We start from the raw sequence: 15,346 nt of genomic DNA on the forward strand, positions 1-15,346 counted from the left end.
CTCCGCACCGCAACCCGCCGCTACCGCCCCAAATACAGCAACCCAAAACCGCCGGAGCGAACTTAAAACTGGATAAAACTTGGGGGCAAGGTCAGTCGTCTTGTTGATCTCGAACACATTTATCTACCGGGCTGGCGGAAACTCCAGCCTCCGGACATCATAGCCAAGCTCGTCGGCCTTGCGGACCATCTTTCGAAGGAGCGCCTTGGAAGGAACTGTTCTCGAATAGATCCAGAGATTGGTCATAGCTGGGTTAGCACTGATGAACCAGGATTTATCAGGTGATACATAGAGTACCCAGTAGTTGAAGGTGATGAGCCATGGATAACGGACGCGCATCTTTGCGTTTGTCGTCCCGAAATCCTGGATCTTTCCCGTGCCGCGGACGGTCTTCAGCCGACCCTTGGGAGTACCGTCGTGGCAGCCATCCTCGACCATAACCTCGCTCGGCGTTTTGCCCTTTCGGTAAGTCGAATAACCCGCAACGCAACCGTCTGTGAGAAACATCGGAGTCCGCCCAACCTCCAGCCAAGTCCCCCGATAGTGGTCGGGTCCAACCTTGACGACCTCGGGCGCAGCGTTAGCCTGCGTTCCGGTAGTAAGAGCCAAGCTAACCACAGCAGTCAGAAGTGCTGCGAAGCGAGTAGGCAACATGTTACTCTCCTAAGATTACCCGTGCTTTTGATGCTCATTTCCAGCGCCGAGTCCGGCAGCGCGTAAGTTTCCGGCGGAGCGGAGCGCAATAAAGGTTGTGAGACCGGCGACCGCAAAGGCGTTTAGGCTTAGCAACGTCGATAGATCATCGCGGTCCCAGACAGAGAGCGGAGTTCCGATGCAGTTTCGGGAATACACGAAAATTAGGAAAACGATTAAGGCCGCGCAGCGTTGCCACCAAAGCTCCTCAGCTTTGAAAGACACCGCCACGAGCAGGATGCACGCGGCATAAAAAAGTTCGGTACCTGATGCCGGACCAAAGAGCTTCGTTTCGAACAGTGTATCGACGGTGCCGACAAGGGGAAGGGAAACGCGAGCTGCCAGACTTGACCGCCGCGCTATGAATGGGATCGCGGCAAAGAATGGTGTGGCGATTAACGTGCCAAGCGATGCCGCGGCACCTTCTCGGGCAAGATACCATACGTAAACCGGATAGAACGGTTTGTTCAGTACAATGATCCACGCGACAGTCACGCTTGCCTGGGTCAAAGGGTCCAACGATTTTCGCGCACCGTCGGTCACGGGGTCGGAACCAATAGATAGTGGCCAACGCCCCAGACGTCGCCGTTGTCGTGGCCGAAGAGGCCGGCGGTCGAGAGGAAAAACAACCGCCAACGGCGAAGCCACAACGACGCACGCTTGCCGTAGACCTGACGGAAAATGGGCTCGATGCGCTCGATGTTGCGATCGAAATTCGCCAACCAGCCGAGTGCCGTGTGGCGATAATGCATGCCGGACCAGCGCCATTCCTGCTCCACTTTGAATAAGTCGCCGAACCGATGCGGCAGATCGTGTGCCGGCATGATTCCCCCGGTGAAAAAATGGCGGGCGATCCAGTCTGTCGGATCGTCGTGATCAAAGCGGTAAGACCGATCCTTGTGGGTGAAGACATGCAGAAAGAGTCTTCCATCCGGTTTAATCCAGGCACGGACACGCGCCAGCAAGGTGCGCCAGTTGGACATGTGCTCGAACATTTCTACTGAGACCACGCGGTCATGGCGATCGGTTGTCGCATAGTCGTTCATGTCTGCGGTTATCACCTTGAGGTTCGTCAGTCCGCGATCCCGCGCACGCCCACAAATGAATTCTCGCTGAGAAGCGGAATTCGAAACCGAGGTTATTTTCGAGTTCGGAAATCGCGTGGCGAGATGCAGTGACAGCGATCCCCAACCGCAACCCAGTTCGAGGATGCTCATGCCATCTTCGATCGCAGCGTGGTTGACCGTTTCGGCAAGCGCATGGGTCTCTGCTGCCTCAAGAGCGGTGCCGGCGTGCGGATAAAGGCCGCAGGAGTATTTCTGCTGCGGTCCGAGTACCAACGCGAAGAACTCCGCAGGAACTTCGTAGTGCTGCTGGTTGGCATCGTTAGGGTGGGTCGCGATGGGAAACCTGCTCATTGTCTTGACGAACTCCTGCTCCGTTTCGACCGGGGTCGCGGCAAGCTTGAGCTTGGAGCGCCGACAGAGGAGCTCAATCCCGGCGAGCGTCATGCCGTCGGTGAGCGGAGCGCGTTCGGCGGTATTTATGGCGAAGGCCAATACATTCATGACTGTTTTCCTTGATGGGCGATGCCGGATTTTCGAGGACCAGGAAAGAAGGCGTTCACGCGTCCCTGCAGCGCGCGGAACTTATCGCCGCGCGAGCGCATCATGTGTTCTTCAAGAGGCGGGATGCCGGAGACACGCACGAGCAGCCAGTACATTAGCAGCGGCGCGAGTAGAGACAGCCAGCTCCATGGTGTGGGGCCTAGCGCAAAGAACGGCCAACAGCACCAGAAAAGCCATTCGAAGAAGTAATTGGGGTGGCGTGAATAGCGCCAGAAACCAGTTTCGCAAATTTCAGTCTTTGCTTGCGGCGTCTTGCGGAAACGCGCCAGCTGTAAGTCGGAAAATGCCTCTCCAGCGAGCGACAGTGCAGCGACCAATAGCCACAGTCCATCTATAAGCCGGGGAAAGGGTGCATCGTTCAGTGCTGCGAGATAAACCGCAAGGACCAAAACAAACGCCACCACGGCCTGGATCTGCAGGAAGACGAAAAGCCGCCAGGCGGCACGACCCCCCCATTCCTCCATGAACTTCGCGTACCGGGGATCTTCACTGCCGCCCCTGGTTCGCGATCCAATATGGCCGCCGAGCCGAAGCGACCAAGCAGTGATGATGACGAGCGCGGCGATGCGCCTATCGAAATTTCCATTGGCGGACAGTGCGGCAAAGACCCCGCTGCTGCCGACCGCAAAAGTCCAAATCGTATCGATCCAACCACTCAGGCCCGTGGCGCGCTGTACCGCCCAAGCGATCGACATGGCAACCGACAGCCAAGTTGCGATTATGATGAGAACATCCAACTCCATCATTTCCTCGATCAGCTCGAAGCGATACAGCCGATGTCTACGGACGCATTAGAGTTTTGGTTTCGAAAAACTCCGAAATGTTCAAAAATTTTCGATTCATGAAACCAACCCGGGCAATTTCTCGTATGTAAAACAAAGCAAGGCCACGATCGATGGCCGGAGAAGAGGGTTTAATGGCACTCTCAGATCGGACTGAGGGCGGTAAGCGATATGGCTTATCCCGTTCGCACAGGTATTAATCGCATCTAAATTAGCGTTGCAAAATGACTCATTTCCCCTCCTGCGATAAAGGGAGGGCATGAGCGAGAGCCTGTTTCCGCCACGCTGGGCGAACGACAAGCCGCCATCGCTGGAGAAGTTCACCTCGGACTTCGCCGACGATTACGCCTGCGCGGAATATCTGGCGAAGAAGCGTTGGAAGAGCGGCTTGCGATGCCCGTGTTGCGGAGGGAACCGTGCCTGGCGGTTGGAGGCTCGCCCATGGGTTTGGGAATGCCAGGGCGTTGTCGTCGATGATAACGGGACGCGAACTGCCACGGGCTGTCGCCACCAGACCTCGCTCGTCGCCGGAACGGTGATGCATGGCACGCATCTCCCGCTCCGCATCTGGTTCCTGGCAGCCTACCTTCTCGCCACCCACTCGAACGGGATGTCCGCCCTTCAACTCCAGCCGAAGCTGGGCCTCGGCAGCTACAAGACCGCTTGGCTTCTACTTCACAAGCTCCGGCGGGCAATGGTCGATCCCGACAGGCGACCGCTACGTGGCATGATCGAGATCGACGAGACCAACGTGCCGTTCCGCCGCAAGGACGAGCCAGACGGTGGCGGTCAGGGACGCAGCCCCATCGGCAAGATTTTCATGATTGGAGCGGTGGAGGTGGAGGCAGGAAAGTACCCTGCGCGTTGTCGGCTGCAGCGCATCGTCAACATCAATCGCGAGAGCCTGCACGCCTTCATCCGGGACAACACCGCCGTCGGCAGCCTGCTCCTCACCGACGGCAACACCGCCTACAGGAGGTTGGAAGATCGTGGTCACCAGGCGATCAACCTGAGCGCCGTCGATGCACCGCCTGCGCATGAGGTCCTGCCGTGGGTGCACCGCCTCTTCGCCAATTTCAAGCGGTGGAGCTACGGGACGTATCACGGTGTCCGCGACAAGCACGTCGACATTTACGCCAACGAGTTCGTCTTCCGCTGGAACCGCCGCCGACATTTCCAGACCAACGTCGACACCATCCTCGGTCTCGGTCAGCGGATTGGCCGAACGACATGGCGCGACATCGTCGGCGACACGGGCGAGTGGAAAGAAGCGCACGAGGATCAGGTTCTCGTCATGGTCAGACCTGACAGGCTCGACCGCGCCAAAGACTACGCCGTGGAACACGGTTGCGATATCTTCGAAGCACTCGACGAAGTTCGGCGGAGCGAGAAGAGGTGGAAATATCGGCGACGGGCACCCACACGTTCCGCCCTCCCTCCAAGAAGATCAGGGGAGGAGCAACACGAGGCGGTATGTCCATCCGCCGGGTCTGGCTCCAACCAAGATCATCAAAGGGTATCTGCGCCATATTCCGCTCGGATCGGCCATTACGGGAGCAAGGCCCAGAAAGCAGACCGAAGCGAAACTGGCAAGATTTACGGCTTAAAGGTGCTGGAAGAATCATCATACGACCCTTTCAGCTCAAGGTCGTCTTCGAGGTCTTCCTCGACATCAGGAGTTAACTGAAGCATTCGACCATGGCGGACTGCGATGATGTTTACGTCCCGATCTTCGCGCATGTAGTCGAATAGGTAGGCATCGACGACAAGCGTAAGCCCACCATCTATTTGGAGCCCATGCGTCACGTTCCCCGCATCGGCGAAGGTCCTCAAGACTTCCTTCGCGCGTCTTACGGTATCTGCGAAACTGCGAGCGGCATGGGGATTGCGACGTCGAAGATAGGCCGCTTCACTCCTGACGAAGTCGGCTGCATCTTTTGAGACTTTCACTCGCGTCATGCAGCCTGTCCGGCAACGATTTTGTCCACATCAGCGATGAGGTCATCGATGTCCTCATACTCGCCAGCCGCGATCTGATCGCGGCCACGAACCGCAGCCAACACATCCGCCCCTTCGTTGAGGAGATACGTCTTCAGAGCGCGAACGATGATGTAGCTTCTTGAGCGATCGGTAGCTTCAGCGATAGCCTCGATGCTCGCAACCACATCCGAGGGGACGCGGAGCGTCACAGATTCCGATCCTTGCGACTTGGTCATAGAACTTCTCCGATTTCTCAAACTGCAAGACAATGTAAGACAAATAGCTTGACTGGTCAACTCGCCTGAGCCTGTTGTGGATCGGCGCTGCAACCTGGCGCATTTTCATCCGATTCCTGTAATCCTCTAATTGGCGTCGTACTGAGTCGGCTGCCCGCTAACACTTCATCAGGTATCAACCTGTACGAACGGGATAAGCCTTTAAGCGATTGAAGATAGCAGTTGTGGGGAGTGGGATTTCTGGCCTCCCTGCGGCATGGCTGTTGTCGCAGCGACGCGAAGTCACCGTTTTCGAGGCGCCGGCCGCACTGCCAGATGGGCAGGAAGTGTTTGCATGACAACGGTACCAAAATTGGTGCTTCTACCTGGCCCGCATTCACCTTCAAGGCCGACGCGCCATAGTCTTGCCAATAGCATCTGCTCGCTGCTCCTCGATCTAGACGAACTCGAGGCAGTCGACCGACAGCTGAAACTGTTCTGCGTCGACCGCTTCAACCCCTGCTCATTTCACTGCAAGGATCGAGGAGATCGATCTGGTTTCAACCTGAAGGGGCAGGTGGCCGCCTCTTTCGTTGCGTCCTCTGATTCCGAAGCGCCGATTTCTTATCGCACGCGCGTGATCCGACCATGCTTCAATTCGATGGCGAGTTTGAAATGGGGGCGTGGGCTCCATGAGCGAGTGATCCGTTTCCTTTTTCCGACGTATTAATCATATGTTGTTACGAGCGTATTCTGAGCCGGGAATCGATGGCAGCGCACAAACCGTTTTACAACGGCCAGGCGGACCATGTTCGCTGTCAAGGGTATCAATATTGCCTAACAATACGGGTCAAATGGATCGCGAGTTGATCAACGCTCTGATGAAAAGGGTTGGAGACGATCGGGACAAGCAGGCGTTTGAGGCGATCTACAGGTATTTCGTTCCGAAGCTTAGATCGTTCATGTCGCGGACGTCCAAGGAGCCTGCGGTGGTCGAGGAGTATGTGCAAGAAGCCATGGTGCAAGTCTGGCGGAAGGCGCATCTATTCGATCCCGAGCGGGGCCAAGCTTCTACGTGGATGTTTGCGATCGCGCGAAACGTCAGGATTGACGCGTTGAGGCGAGGGCCGAAGCCGGATTTCGACCTTGAGGACCCGATCTTCCGGCCGGACGACCTGGAACCAGCAGACGATATCCTTGTTCGAACTCAGGAGGCTGACGCGCTGGTCAGGGCAATGAGCGAGTTGAAGAAAGACTATTTCGAAGTGCTCAAACTTTCATATTTCGAAGGAATGGCGCACGGCGCGATCGCGGTTCGCTTAGGTATACCTTTGGGAACGGTCAAATCGAGGATCCGCCTGGCATGCGACCGGCTCCGGGAAGCGCTGAGGGACCTCAAATGATCCGTCATCATCTGGACGACCACTTCCTCGGTGGGCTCGCAGCGGGCAATCTCGAGGCTGGTTGGGCCCTGGGTGCCGCAACCCACCTGACGATGTGCTCCTCCTGCCGCGCTATGTTCCGCAACTATGAGTGCATCGGGGGATATTTTCTGGAGACAGAGGTGGCCGATGGGAACCTCGATGACGGTTGGAGCGATATGACAAAACGTATCATCGCAACGAAACCGGATGAAGCGCCTCCGAAAAAGCAAACTCGCAGCGCGAGCGCTCTGTTGCCCGAGCCTCTCGCGTCGTACGTCGACATGGCTGGTGGATTGAGGTGGAGGGCTCTAGGGCGTGGCGCGGCGCAAATGATCATCCCGACAGAAGATAAAACAACGATCGTGCGCCTTCTCAAGATACCGGCAGGCCAAGCTGTGCCCGAGCATTCGCACAACGGAACCGAACTCACGCTTGTCCTGGATGGAAGCTTTGAGGATGAGATTTCCACCTTTGGCCCGGGTGACGTCGAGATCGCCGACGGCTCGTTCACGCACACCCCCAAAGCGACGGATGCAAAAGATTGTATTTGCCTTGCGGTTACGGACGCGCCGTTGAAGTTCAAGAGCTTGTTGATGAGGGTTCTTCAGAAAGCTTTCCGCATTTGATCCAACATCAGTAGGCTGCTCTCGTTGACGCCCAATCGGACCGGGAAGGACCAGATCCAACACCTCCGATCCAACCGCCCGCGCGAGGGCCTTTGAAAGGTGATGCAGCACCCTTTTAGCGAGATGACCACGCGACCACGCCGGGTTGAAGTGATCCGAAGTTCCCCTGCTTTCGTACTTTCCTTGAAATACGAAGGATTGTTCAATGAGTCAAAGAAGCGCGAAGGAAAAGCTCGTGTCTTTACGGAAGGCAGTTGCAGGCACGAACTCGTCGGCGTTGATGTTTGCTATCTTAGCAATGCTGGCCTTCGCCATCGCTTCGCCAGTGGCAGCGGCGGACATGACAGGGCAATGGGCGAGGGGCGACGGAAACGCGCGGGTGAAAATCGCATCCTGCGGCTCCAATATGTGTGCAACAAACCTATGGATCAAGCCCGGCACCCCACGGGAAAAAGCCGGCGACACGCTCGTCATGACAGTGCGACCAGACGGCGGCGGCCTGTATTCGGGAACCGCCTTCGATCCCCAGCGGGGACTTACCTACAAGCTGACGGTGGAAGTAACGGGGCAGCGGATGACCACGCGAGGGTGCGTGCTCGCCGGCATAGTCTGCAAGGCCGTGACGTGGCAACGGTTCGAATGACGACGGGCCTCGTTTGAACAACATAGATCTCTAAAAGCGGTCCCATCAGGAAAACTACAAGCTCCGTTCTGCCGCCATCGTCGGCTTTCGTTCTGACCTTTTGCCTTACCAAACTATTTCGGATTCGTCATAAGCTAGAAACCTTCCGCTTGAAATTGTCGATGCCGAGTCTAGCGTCTGTAGTATCATCTGCGCAGCCTCCGGCGGCGAAAACCGGTCATAACCGCTCGAAAATCGCTCAGAAAGGGTTGTCGCGACAGTCCCCGGATGGATTGCCAAAACGATCGCGTTTGGATGTGTTCGCCCAATTTCGATTGAGGCTGTCCGGACGATTTGATGGAGAGCCGCCTTAGAGGCTCTATAAGAAATCCAGCCGCCCAAATAGTTATCGCCAATTGACCCGACACGAGCGGAGAGAACGCAAATGAGCGCGCGATCTCTGCGCGGTATCAACGGAGCAAAATGCTTCAAGAGGAGGGCCGGACCGATCGCATTGACTGCGAACTGATTTGCCATACTTTGTGGGCTCAATTGCTTTAGCGACTTTTCAGGCCCGGCTCCTTGGATCGTCAAAGCTCCCGTCGCGCAAATCAAAAGGTGAAACTCTCGGTCCTTAAGCCGCGCCGCCCAGTTCTCGATCGTCGCTTCGTTGGTAATGTCGATTCCATCGTACGAACGAGAAAGGGCGACAATCGAACCGATCCTTGTGTCGTTCTCGAGAGCATCGACAAGGGCCGAACCGATGCCGCCAGAAGCGCCGATCACCAGTGCGTTGTAGTGATCTGGCAGCGATTGCATAATCTCCATCGGTTCGCTCCACGCCAGGCGTTACTGCGTTCACTTCCGCCGAAAATTTTCTCGATAGCCGTTTCGTGGTCAGTCTTGGTAGTCACACGCTTCGCACGCCTGACATGTCTTCACCTTTGTCAGCCGTGACCCAGCTCACCCAAGCATGCGGCCGGTCCACAGCCTATGGAAGGCCAGCCGTGCGTGGAAAGCACTTAGGCCTGCTTCCCATCGCAGGCCAACCCCGGCTCATCGGCCTGAAACATTCTACGGTGCTCCGGCGAAACAGATCACTCGCCACCCAGCTTTTAATCATTAATGGCAAGTCCCGCCTAGTTCAAAACGGGCAGCGCAAAAGCAGCTAGGCCAGCTGATGGTTCCTTGATCGCCAGCAACCAGCCAGATCCCACTCGTGTGGCGCTCGTGCCGAACCGCCAGTCAGCGGTTCGGACAGTAGCCAACCCCCAATGTAGCCAAGGGTCAGTGCGTCAGATTATTGGAGAGAAACGCCTTCAGTCGCTCGCTCTTGGGATGCCCGAAAATTTCCGCTGGATTGCCCTCCTCGCCGATTACGCCATTGTGCAAAAACACGACCCTGTTTGCGACTTCTCTGGCGAACGCCATCTCGTGCGTAACGACGATCATCGTCCTCCCTTCGTTGGCGAGCGACCTCATTACCCTGAGCACTTCGCCGACGAGTTCGGGATCGAGCGCCGATGTTGGTTCATCGAAGAGGATGATGTCTGGCTCCATCGCAAGCGCTCTTGCAATGGCGACCCGTTGTTGCTCACCTCCGGAAAGCGACGTTGGATATGCATGTCGTCTATGCCAAACCCCGACCTTTTCGAGGTATGCCTGCGCTTTCTCGGCGGCGGCACTCTTTGGCACTCCTTGAACTTTGAGGGGTCCAAGCATGACGTTCTCCAGCGCTGTCATATGGCTCCAAAGGTTGAATTGTTGGAAGACCATGGCGATTGACGAGCGAAGACTGGTCAACTGACCTCTATCGGAGGCCGAAAGATTTCCGGTCCGGTCTCGAACGAGGCGCAGAGCGTCACCGTTCCATGTGAGTTCGCCTTCTGTGGGGCGCTCAAGCATGTTCAGGCAGCGCAAGAAGGTGCTTTTCCCGGAGCCCGAGGAGCCGATCATGGAAATGACGTCGCCTCGTTTTGCGGTGAGCGAGATTCCCTTGAGAACTTCAACAGTTCCAAAACGTTTTTTGATGTTCTTAGCTTGTAGCATCGGCGTCACCGAATGTTCCTTCGTCATGGGCTTAGCAACAAGCCCGTTCTAAACGGGTCTTTGCCCGCGATTTTGCCGAGGCGTTTGCCTACTTCCGCGATCCGTGTGTCTGCCCGGGCATAGAAGATGCCGGAAGTTGCTGCCTCTATGTGATCTATTCGGCCCGTCAAAGGATCGATAATGTCGGCGACGATGTCGCCTCGATTGATGAACTGTCCTAGCTGACACCGATAGGAAAGCAGCCCGGCTGCCGGAGAGATCAGAGCTTGAGAACCGGAAAGCGGCGTAGGTTCGCAGAGCATCTCAGGAGGCTTCTGCATTTCGCCTTGCACCACGCCAATTGCGATCAGGAACTGGATAATCGCGTCGGCATCTTGCGCTGCAAGGTCAATTTGAACGTCTGATCGCCCCCGTAGCTCGATCGTAGTTGCGACGCAGCCAACCGGGATAGCATGACGGCCGTACAGTTGGCGCAGTGCGACCCACGGCTGGGAGACGGCCTCGTCGAAGGGGTTGTCACCAGAAACCTCGGCGATAAGCACCGCCCGCGCCTTTAGAAATGCTGACAGCGCCTCAAGTGCTTCAATGAACTCCGGTTGGGTATAAATGTGGACCTCGGCTTCCCCATCGCAGTGAAGGTCGAGTACGTAGTCTGCATCGACAGATGTCTGCAGAATCCTTTTGCGAAGCAAATCAGCAGGTGTATCGGCCGGCCAAGCGTCCACTTCCTGGCGCAGGGCTTCGCGGATAATCGCGACGTTCTCCTTGGGATCTTCCCCGAGGAGGCAATCCAGCCTACTGACGACGCCGAGGGTGAGGTCCGGATAATGCCGGTTGAAGTTTCGGCCGTCGTAGACGTCAAATCGGCCTTCTTGCTGTCCGAGGCCGAACTGCGACAAACCTATGGGATTGGCAACAGGCACTACCGTCACCCGACCGCTTATTTTGCCTGTCTGTTCCAAAATCAGCAGTTTTTCGCATGTCATCCTCGAGACGAGCATTCCTGGACCTTCGTCCGCATGTAGCCCACCCTGGATATAGACATGCGGACGGGCATTGGGATCGCCAAACGTGAAGGACTTCAGGAGGTGAGCCGTCCCAATTCCGCGTCCCTTAATCTGATATTCGGTTTCAAGCATGAATTCCACGATCCAATTTCGGATGTTTTGAGTCAAAATTACTCTTTAGTGAAGACGAGAGGTGACGCAGAAAGCGATGCTCCAGCATCCTGAATGCCCGTGCTAGGACGATGGTCAGAAACAGATAAATCAGGGCCGCTACGCCAAAAGACTCCGCAATGACGAGGTTGTTTGTGTAGACGTCCCGCGCGACCCGCATGACCTCTACGATAGTGACTGTGCTCGCCAACGCCGTTGCGTGCATCATCATGATGACCTCGTTGCCATATTGGGGCAGAGCCCGCCGCCAGGCTGCGGGCCATATCACGCTGGTGAAGACGGCCAAGCGGTTAAGGCCGATCGATCGCGCAGCTTCGACTTCGCCTCCAGGGACGGCTCGAATGGCACCAGAAAATATCTCGACTGTGTAAGCGGTGGTGTTCAAGCTCAATGCGAACCAGGCGCAAAACCACGGCGACCGGAGAACAGGCCACAGGGCGCTTTCTCGAAGAACGGCGAACTGCGCCAGCCCATAGTAGACGATGAAGAGCTGGACCAGAAGCGGCGTGCCGCGGATGACGTAAGTGAACAGCCACACTGGTCTTGATATCCAAAACGAATTGGAGGCGCGGGCGACCGCGAGCGGCACCGACAGTGCAAACCCAGTCAGCGTCACCAGCGCGAGAAGAGCCATCGTAATCTTGAGGCCAGACAGGAATGCCGGCAATGATTCCAGGACTATGGACCAAGTTATCATGTGGCACCCAATGTCTTGACGCCCCTCGAGAATCGGCGCTCAACGAGTTGGAAAATAACCACGGAAATCGTGGTGACGGATAAATAGATCAATCCGATCAGCGCATAGAAAGTGAACGGCTCTCTCGTGGCGGCGGACGCCAGATCGGCTCGGTGCACCATATCGTCGAGGCCGATGATCGACACCAGGGCGGTTGCCTTGAGCATCACCAACCAATTATTCGTCAATCCAGGTATCGCGTGCCGCATCATCTGGGGCACGAGAATGAACCGCAGGACCTGCCTTCGGCGAAGGCCGCACGAAAAAGCCGCCTCGATCTGTCCCGCTGGAACGCTTAAAATAGCCCCGCGAAACGTCTCGGTGAGGTACGCGCCGAAAATGAAACCCAGGGTCGAAGTCCCGGCCAGAAACGGATCGACATCCACGTAGCCCCAGCCGACCCGCTCACCGAACCTGTTGAGCATAATTTGCCCGCCATAGAACACGACAAGCATGACCAGGAGGTCCGGAAGCGCACGTACGACCGTCGTATAAGCTGTCGCGGCTCCCCTTGCCAAACCGCTGCCATAAACCTTCGCCACCGCCCCGACGAGGCCGAGAGCTGAGGCAACCACCAGGGACGCGAAAGCGACGGAGAGCGTGACCTTAAGCCCCGAGAGAATCATGGGCAGGTAACCGTAAAACAATATCTTGAACCCCCGTGAGGCAGCTCCAGCGCCTTTTTGCCTGCGCTGGAGCCGAACGCACTTACTTCCTGCCGGACAGCGGCGTGACGTCGAAATCGAAATACTTCGCAGCGATCTGCTTGTAAGTGCCGTTCTTCATCACGTTTGTTAGCGCCTCGTCGACCTTGGCCCGCAAATTGTCGTCGGTCTTCCTGAGTGCTATTCCCACACCGCCGTCGGTTCCCTCGTCGAGGAATAGAGTATCACCGACCTGTGAGAATCCTTTTCCTTCAGGTTTTTTCAAGAACGACTCGGCTGAGACGACAGACGAGCCGAATGCGATGTCTCCGCGACCTGCGGCAAGTTCGAGGTAGACCGCTGGTTCCTTGTCTACTGCCAGGACATTGCTGTCGGGGTAGTTCTTCGCCAGATATTCTGCCCGGGGCGAATTTCTGAGGACGATGATCGTCTTGCCCTTGAGGTCCTCAGGCTTCCAAGACTGGAAAGCGCCGTCTTTCGCGATCCAGCGCGAGGGAACATCATAGTACGGTTTCGAGAAGTTGACCGCCTTTTTGCGTTTCTCGTTGATGCTCATGGAAGCGACAATCATATCGAACTTGCTCGCATTCAGGGCTGGAATCATGCCGTCCCATTCCTGCTGGACCATCGCGCACTTTGTCTTCATTTCCGTGCAAATCGCGTTGGCAATGTCGATGTCAAATCCGCTCAAGGTCCCATCGGGGCTGACCTGGGAGAATGGGGGGTAGTTGCCTTCAACTCCCACTCTGACCGTCGCCTCCTCGGCACGAAGATGCGTTGCAAATAGTGTTAATGCTATCACCCCAGCAATTTTCAGACGCATAGTTTCCTCCTCAGCGTTAGTATGCTCTAAGGATGGCAACTTTTTTTCACGGTGTCAATTTATGAAAACAGATTCCCATAATCCAAAAGTCTGGTCAGCGGAGTCAGACCGCCAATTCTCGACTTCGAAGCTGGGAAAGAAAATCTCGCGATTACTCAGGGAGGGAACCACGTCCCAGCGTCAACTCTCGGAGTTCACGCTCAGGGATCCTGTTTTTGTAGCAACCCGGGGCATTGAAGACCTCTCGCAAATCACAGGCGTCTCGACCTCGACAATAAGCAGGTACGCCCGGGATCTGGGTGTTGCCAGTTTCGCCGAGTTTCGGGCCGCTGTCGGGAATATCATCGGCTCGCTCATCGCGCCTGTCAGCAAGCTCAACGAAACAATGAGCGATGACAGCTCGCGGAACGGGGCGGTTGAAAGAAGTCTCGCATCAGCAGCAGTTTTGGTTGCCCAACTTCAAGAGACCGAAACCGCGAACAGGCTGAAGGCGGCATCCAGAAAGATAGGGTCAGCCAATCGTGTGTACGTCGTCGGTTTCGGCTTGAGCGCGCACTTGGCGGCGATGTTGACGTTGGGTTTACAGCCCTATCGAGAGAATGTCGTCAATATTGCGCAGTACGGTGGTACCGAATCCGCTGCGGCGCGCCTGGCTTCGTCCACGACGGGAGATCTCGTCGTAGCGATTTCTTTCCCTCGTTACTCGAAAGACGCGGTTGAAATGGTCCGGTTCGCACGGGAGCGAGGTGCAGAGGTAATCGCTTTGACCGACTCCACTGCATCACCGATATCCGAATACGCGAACGAGTTGCTGCTCGCGCCCGCTCAGCATCCGGTGATTTCCAGCAGCAGCGTGCCAGGTCTGGTGTTGATCGAGGCCTTGGTTTCAGAGTTTTTGATTTCTGACCCAGAAAACCTCAAAAAAGCCGAAAGACTTGCAAGTGCCATAGCAACTTATCTCGCGGGCAGCGGCTGATCAGAACATACCAGCGACGTCAGCGACGCAGTGTTCTAGGTAACATCGCCGGCGGGGGGCGGCAACAAGCGGAAGGTTGACATTCCCGGGCTCGAGGGCGTGATCGCTACTGCGGCGTCTTCAATCCTTAGTCTCACCCGTATTTGCGACTCTCTTCTCTGAATTCGAAACCTGCTACTGGCCTATCGCAACGACCCAAGAGAAGCCATACCGCCGCCTCAACTGAGAACGCTTTCGAAGGTCGCCGCGCAATTGTCAGCAGCCAAGGTTGTGCGCTAATTAGCCTGCGGATTTGGCGGCGGATCCTGCCGCGGGAAGCGCGATCGATCCGTTAAACTATTTCAGCTCCTGAGCAACTGGGGTGTGGAGCTCGGAGCGCAGATGGTTAGAACACGGCGCCCTATCTGACCACGTGCCCGGCAGCTACCTTCGTCATCGTCCGTTAGACCAGGCCGCGCCTTGAGACGCACTGAATCCGAGGAAGTCGAAGGCGATAACCCGGCGCCCGGCGGCACATAGTAGCGGAGCGACGTCCCTATCGATACGGCTATTGTCCGGAAGCCATGGATCATCACGAACGCGGTGCCGCCGCCGGGATAGTCGCGCACGTAGATCCGATGTTCGTTGCGTTCTACATGTTTCTCGGCGAACCCGGTGTCGTCGTTCGCGTAGGCGTTTGATCTCTTCTGTGTTGTATCCATTGGCGTCGGCAGTCTGGAGCCGCAAGAGTTGCAAACGAGGCCATGAGAAGGTCGCGCCGGGTAGGGAAAGGCTTTCGGTGTCCGGCATCTTCCTCTCCTCGCAGCACGGCTGGTGCTGCTGGTAAACGGCTGGCCCACGTCCGGCAGCAGGCGGCCGCGCATATCTCTGATACGTTATTCGAATGAATGGGCCGGCCCGATCGAAGCTTCGACCATTCCGGCTCGGCTTCGTGATACACGTTAACGCG

At 56.5% G+C, this 15,346-nt stretch carries 16 protein-coding genes and 2 pseudogenes; 7 read left to right on the top strand and 11 right to left on the bottom strand.

What is annotated here, in order from left to right; translation table 11 throughout:
• Positions 1-123 precede the first annotated feature (123 nt).
• The 4 genes from FHT97_RS21720 to FHT97_RS21735 are packed head-to-tail and all read right to left on the bottom strand — an operon-like array spanning position 124 to position 3,064.
• Positions 124-654 (bottom strand): lipocalin family protein, encoded by a 531-nt coding sequence (locus FHT97_RS21720; RefSeq protein WP_183756605.1) that lies wholly within the window; start codon positions 652-654, stop codon positions 124-126.
• A 15-nt stretch (positions 655-669) separates the two neighbouring features.
• A complete protein-coding gene (locus FHT97_RS21725) occupies positions 670-1,236 on the bottom strand; it encodes a hypothetical protein (RefSeq protein WP_183756606.1) in 567 nt (188 codons plus the stop codon).
• Positions 1,233-2,261, bottom strand: coding sequence for a cyclopropane-fatty-acyl-phospholipid synthase family protein (locus tag FHT97_RS21730; RefSeq protein ID WP_183864229.1), 1,029 nt, complete (start codon positions 2,259-2,261; stop codon positions 1,233-1,235). The genes FHT97_RS21725 and FHT97_RS21730 overlap by 4 nt, the downstream gene beginning before the upstream one ends.
• Positions 2,258-3,064, bottom strand: coding sequence for a DUF1295 domain-containing protein (locus tag FHT97_RS21735; RefSeq protein ID WP_183864314.1), 807 nt, complete (start codon positions 3,062-3,064; stop codon positions 2,258-2,260). The genes FHT97_RS21730 and FHT97_RS21735 overlap by 4 nt, the downstream gene beginning before the upstream one ends.
• 298 nt (positions 3,065-3,362) lie before the next feature.
• Between FHT97_RS21735 and FHT97_RS21740 the strand changes: the two are divergent.
• Positions 3,363-4,349 (top strand): annotated as a pseudogene (locus FHT97_RS21740) (IS1595 family transposase); the annotation flags it as partial.
• 709 nt (positions 4,350-5,058) lie between these two features.
• Here the strand turns inward: FHT97_RS21740 and FHT97_RS21750 are convergent.
• Positions 5,059-5,319, bottom strand: coding sequence for a ribbon-helix-helix protein, CopG family (locus FHT97_RS21750; protein WP_183756610.1), 261 nt, complete (start codon positions 5,317-5,319; stop codon positions 5,059-5,061).
• Between the two features lie 209 nt (positions 5,320-5,528).
• Between FHT97_RS21750 and FHT97_RS21755 the strand changes: the two are divergent.
• The 5 genes and pseudogenes from FHT97_RS21755 to FHT97_RS21770 all read left to right on the top strand — a co-directional run.
• Positions 5,529-5,618: pseudogene (locus tag FHT97_RS21755) on the top strand (NAD(P)-binding protein); the annotation flags it as partial.
• Positions 5,619-5,653: 35 nt separating this feature from the next.
• Positions 5,654-6,028 (top strand): DUF1365 family protein, encoded by a 375-nt coding sequence (locus FHT97_RS31610; RefSeq protein WP_348649628.1) that lies wholly within the window; start codon positions 5,654-5,656, stop codon positions 6,026-6,028.
• Between the two features lie 103 nt (positions 6,029-6,131).
• Positions 6,132-6,701, top strand: coding sequence for a sigma-70 family RNA polymerase sigma factor (locus FHT97_RS21760; RefSeq protein ID WP_246712721.1), 570 nt, complete (start codon positions 6,132-6,134; stop codon positions 6,699-6,701).
• Entirely contained in the window at positions 6,698-7,348 is a 651-nt protein-coding gene (locus FHT97_RS21765; RefSeq protein WP_183756611.1) for a ChrR family anti-sigma-E factor, read from the top strand. Before FHT97_RS21760 ends, FHT97_RS21765 begins: the two co-directional genes overlap by 4 nt.
• Positions 7,349-7,628: 280 nt before the next feature.
• Positions 7,629-7,991: a DUF2147 domain-containing protein gene (locus tag FHT97_RS21770; protein WP_183756738.1), complete on the top strand. Its 363-nt coding sequence runs from the start codon at positions 7,629-7,631 to the stop codon at positions 7,989-7,991.
• Between the two features lie 105 nt (positions 7,992-8,096).
• Here FHT97_RS21770 and FHT97_RS21775 read toward each other — a convergent pair whose 3' ends face one another.
• From FHT97_RS21775 to FHT97_RS21800, 6 genes are all read right to left on the bottom strand, one after another.
• Positions 8,097-8,798, bottom strand: coding sequence for an SDR family NAD(P)-dependent oxidoreductase (locus FHT97_RS21775; protein WP_348649629.1), 702 nt, complete (start codon positions 8,796-8,798; stop codon positions 8,097-8,099).
• 459 nt (positions 8,799-9,257) lie between these two features.
• Positions 9,258-10,019, bottom strand: a complete 762-nt coding sequence (locus FHT97_RS21780; RefSeq protein ID WP_183864231.1) for an ATP-binding cassette domain-containing protein — start codon at positions 10,017-10,019, stop codon at positions 9,258-9,260.
• A gap of 23 nt (positions 10,020-10,042) precedes the next feature.
• A complete protein-coding gene (locus tag FHT97_RS21785) occupies positions 10,043-11,158 on the bottom strand; it encodes a succinylglutamate desuccinylase/aspartoacylase family protein (protein ID WP_183864232.1) in 1,116 nt (371 codons plus the stop codon).
• Positions 11,151-11,894, bottom strand: coding sequence for an ABC transporter permease (locus FHT97_RS21790; RefSeq protein WP_183864233.1), 744 nt, complete (start codon positions 11,892-11,894; stop codon positions 11,151-11,153). Before FHT97_RS21790 ends, FHT97_RS21785 begins: the two co-directional genes overlap by 8 nt.
• A complete protein-coding gene (locus tag FHT97_RS21795) occupies positions 11,891-12,580 on the bottom strand; it encodes an ABC transporter permease (protein WP_183864234.1) in 690 nt (229 codons plus the stop codon). Before FHT97_RS21795 ends, FHT97_RS21790 begins: the two co-directional genes overlap by 4 nt.
• Positions 12,581-12,641: 61 nt before the next feature.
• Positions 12,642-13,460, bottom strand: coding sequence for a transporter substrate-binding domain-containing protein (locus tag FHT97_RS21800; RefSeq protein WP_183864235.1), 819 nt, complete (start codon positions 13,458-13,460; stop codon positions 12,642-12,644).
• Between the two features lie 22 nt (positions 13,461-13,482).
• Here FHT97_RS21800 and FHT97_RS21805 point away from each other — a divergent pair, with 22 nt between their 5' ends.
• The gene (locus FHT97_RS21805; protein ID WP_183864236.1) at positions 13,483-14,397 is read left to right on the top strand and encodes a MurR/RpiR family transcriptional regulator; all 915 of its coding nucleotides are present in this window, start codon (positions 13,483-13,485) and stop codon (positions 14,395-14,397) included.
• The last annotated feature ends 949 nt before the right edge of the window (positions 14,398-15,346 follow it).

It is taken from the genome of Rhizobium sp. BK399 (assembly GCF_014194695.1).
Lineage (GTDB): Bacteria > Pseudomonadota > Alphaproteobacteria > Rhizobiales > Rhizobiaceae > Rhizobium.

Coding starts and splice junctions, on each gene's coding strand:
- FHT97_RS21720 (WP_183756605.1), bottom strand. CDS start 654: ATGTTGCCTACTCGCTTCGCAGCACTTCTGACTGCTGTGGTTAGCTTG.
- FHT97_RS21730 (WP_183864229.1), bottom strand. CDS start 2,261: ATGAATGTATTGGCCTTCGCCATAAATACCGCCGAACGCGCTCCGCTC.
- FHT97_RS21735 (WP_183864314.1), bottom strand. CDS start 3,064: ATGGAGTTGGATGTTCTCATCATAATCGCAACTTGGCTGTCGGTTGCC.
- FHT97_RS21750 (WP_183756610.1), bottom strand. CDS start 5,319: ATGACCAAGTCGCAAGGATCGGAATCTGTGACGCTCCGCGTCCCCTCG.
- FHT97_RS31610 (WP_348649628.1), top strand. CDS start 5,654: ATGACAACGGTACCAAAATTGGTGCTTCTACCTGGCCCGCATTCACCT.
- FHT97_RS21765 (WP_183756611.1), top strand. CDS start 6,698: ATGATCCGTCATCATCTGGACGACCACTTCCTCGGTGGGCTCGCAGCG.
- FHT97_RS21770 (WP_183756738.1), top strand. CDS start 7,629: ATGTTTGCTATCTTAGCAATGCTGGCCTTCGCCATCGCTTCGCCAGTG.
- FHT97_RS21775 (WP_348649629.1), bottom strand. CDS start 8,798: ATGGAGATTATGCAATCGCTGCCAGATCACTACAACGCACTGGTGATC.
- FHT97_RS21780 (WP_183864231.1), bottom strand. CDS start 10,019: ATGCTACAAGCTAAGAACATCAAAAAACGTTTTGGAACTGTTGAAGTT.
- FHT97_RS21785 (WP_183864232.1), bottom strand. CDS start 11,158: ATGCTTGAAACCGAATATCAGATTAAGGGACGCGGAATTGGGACGGCT.
- FHT97_RS21790 (WP_183864233.1), bottom strand. CDS start 11,894: ATGATAACTTGGTCCATAGTCCTGGAATCATTGCCGGCATTCCTGTCT.
- FHT97_RS21805 (WP_183864236.1), top strand. CDS start 13,483: ATGAAAACAGATTCCCATAATCCAAAAGTCTGGTCAGCGGAGTCAGAC.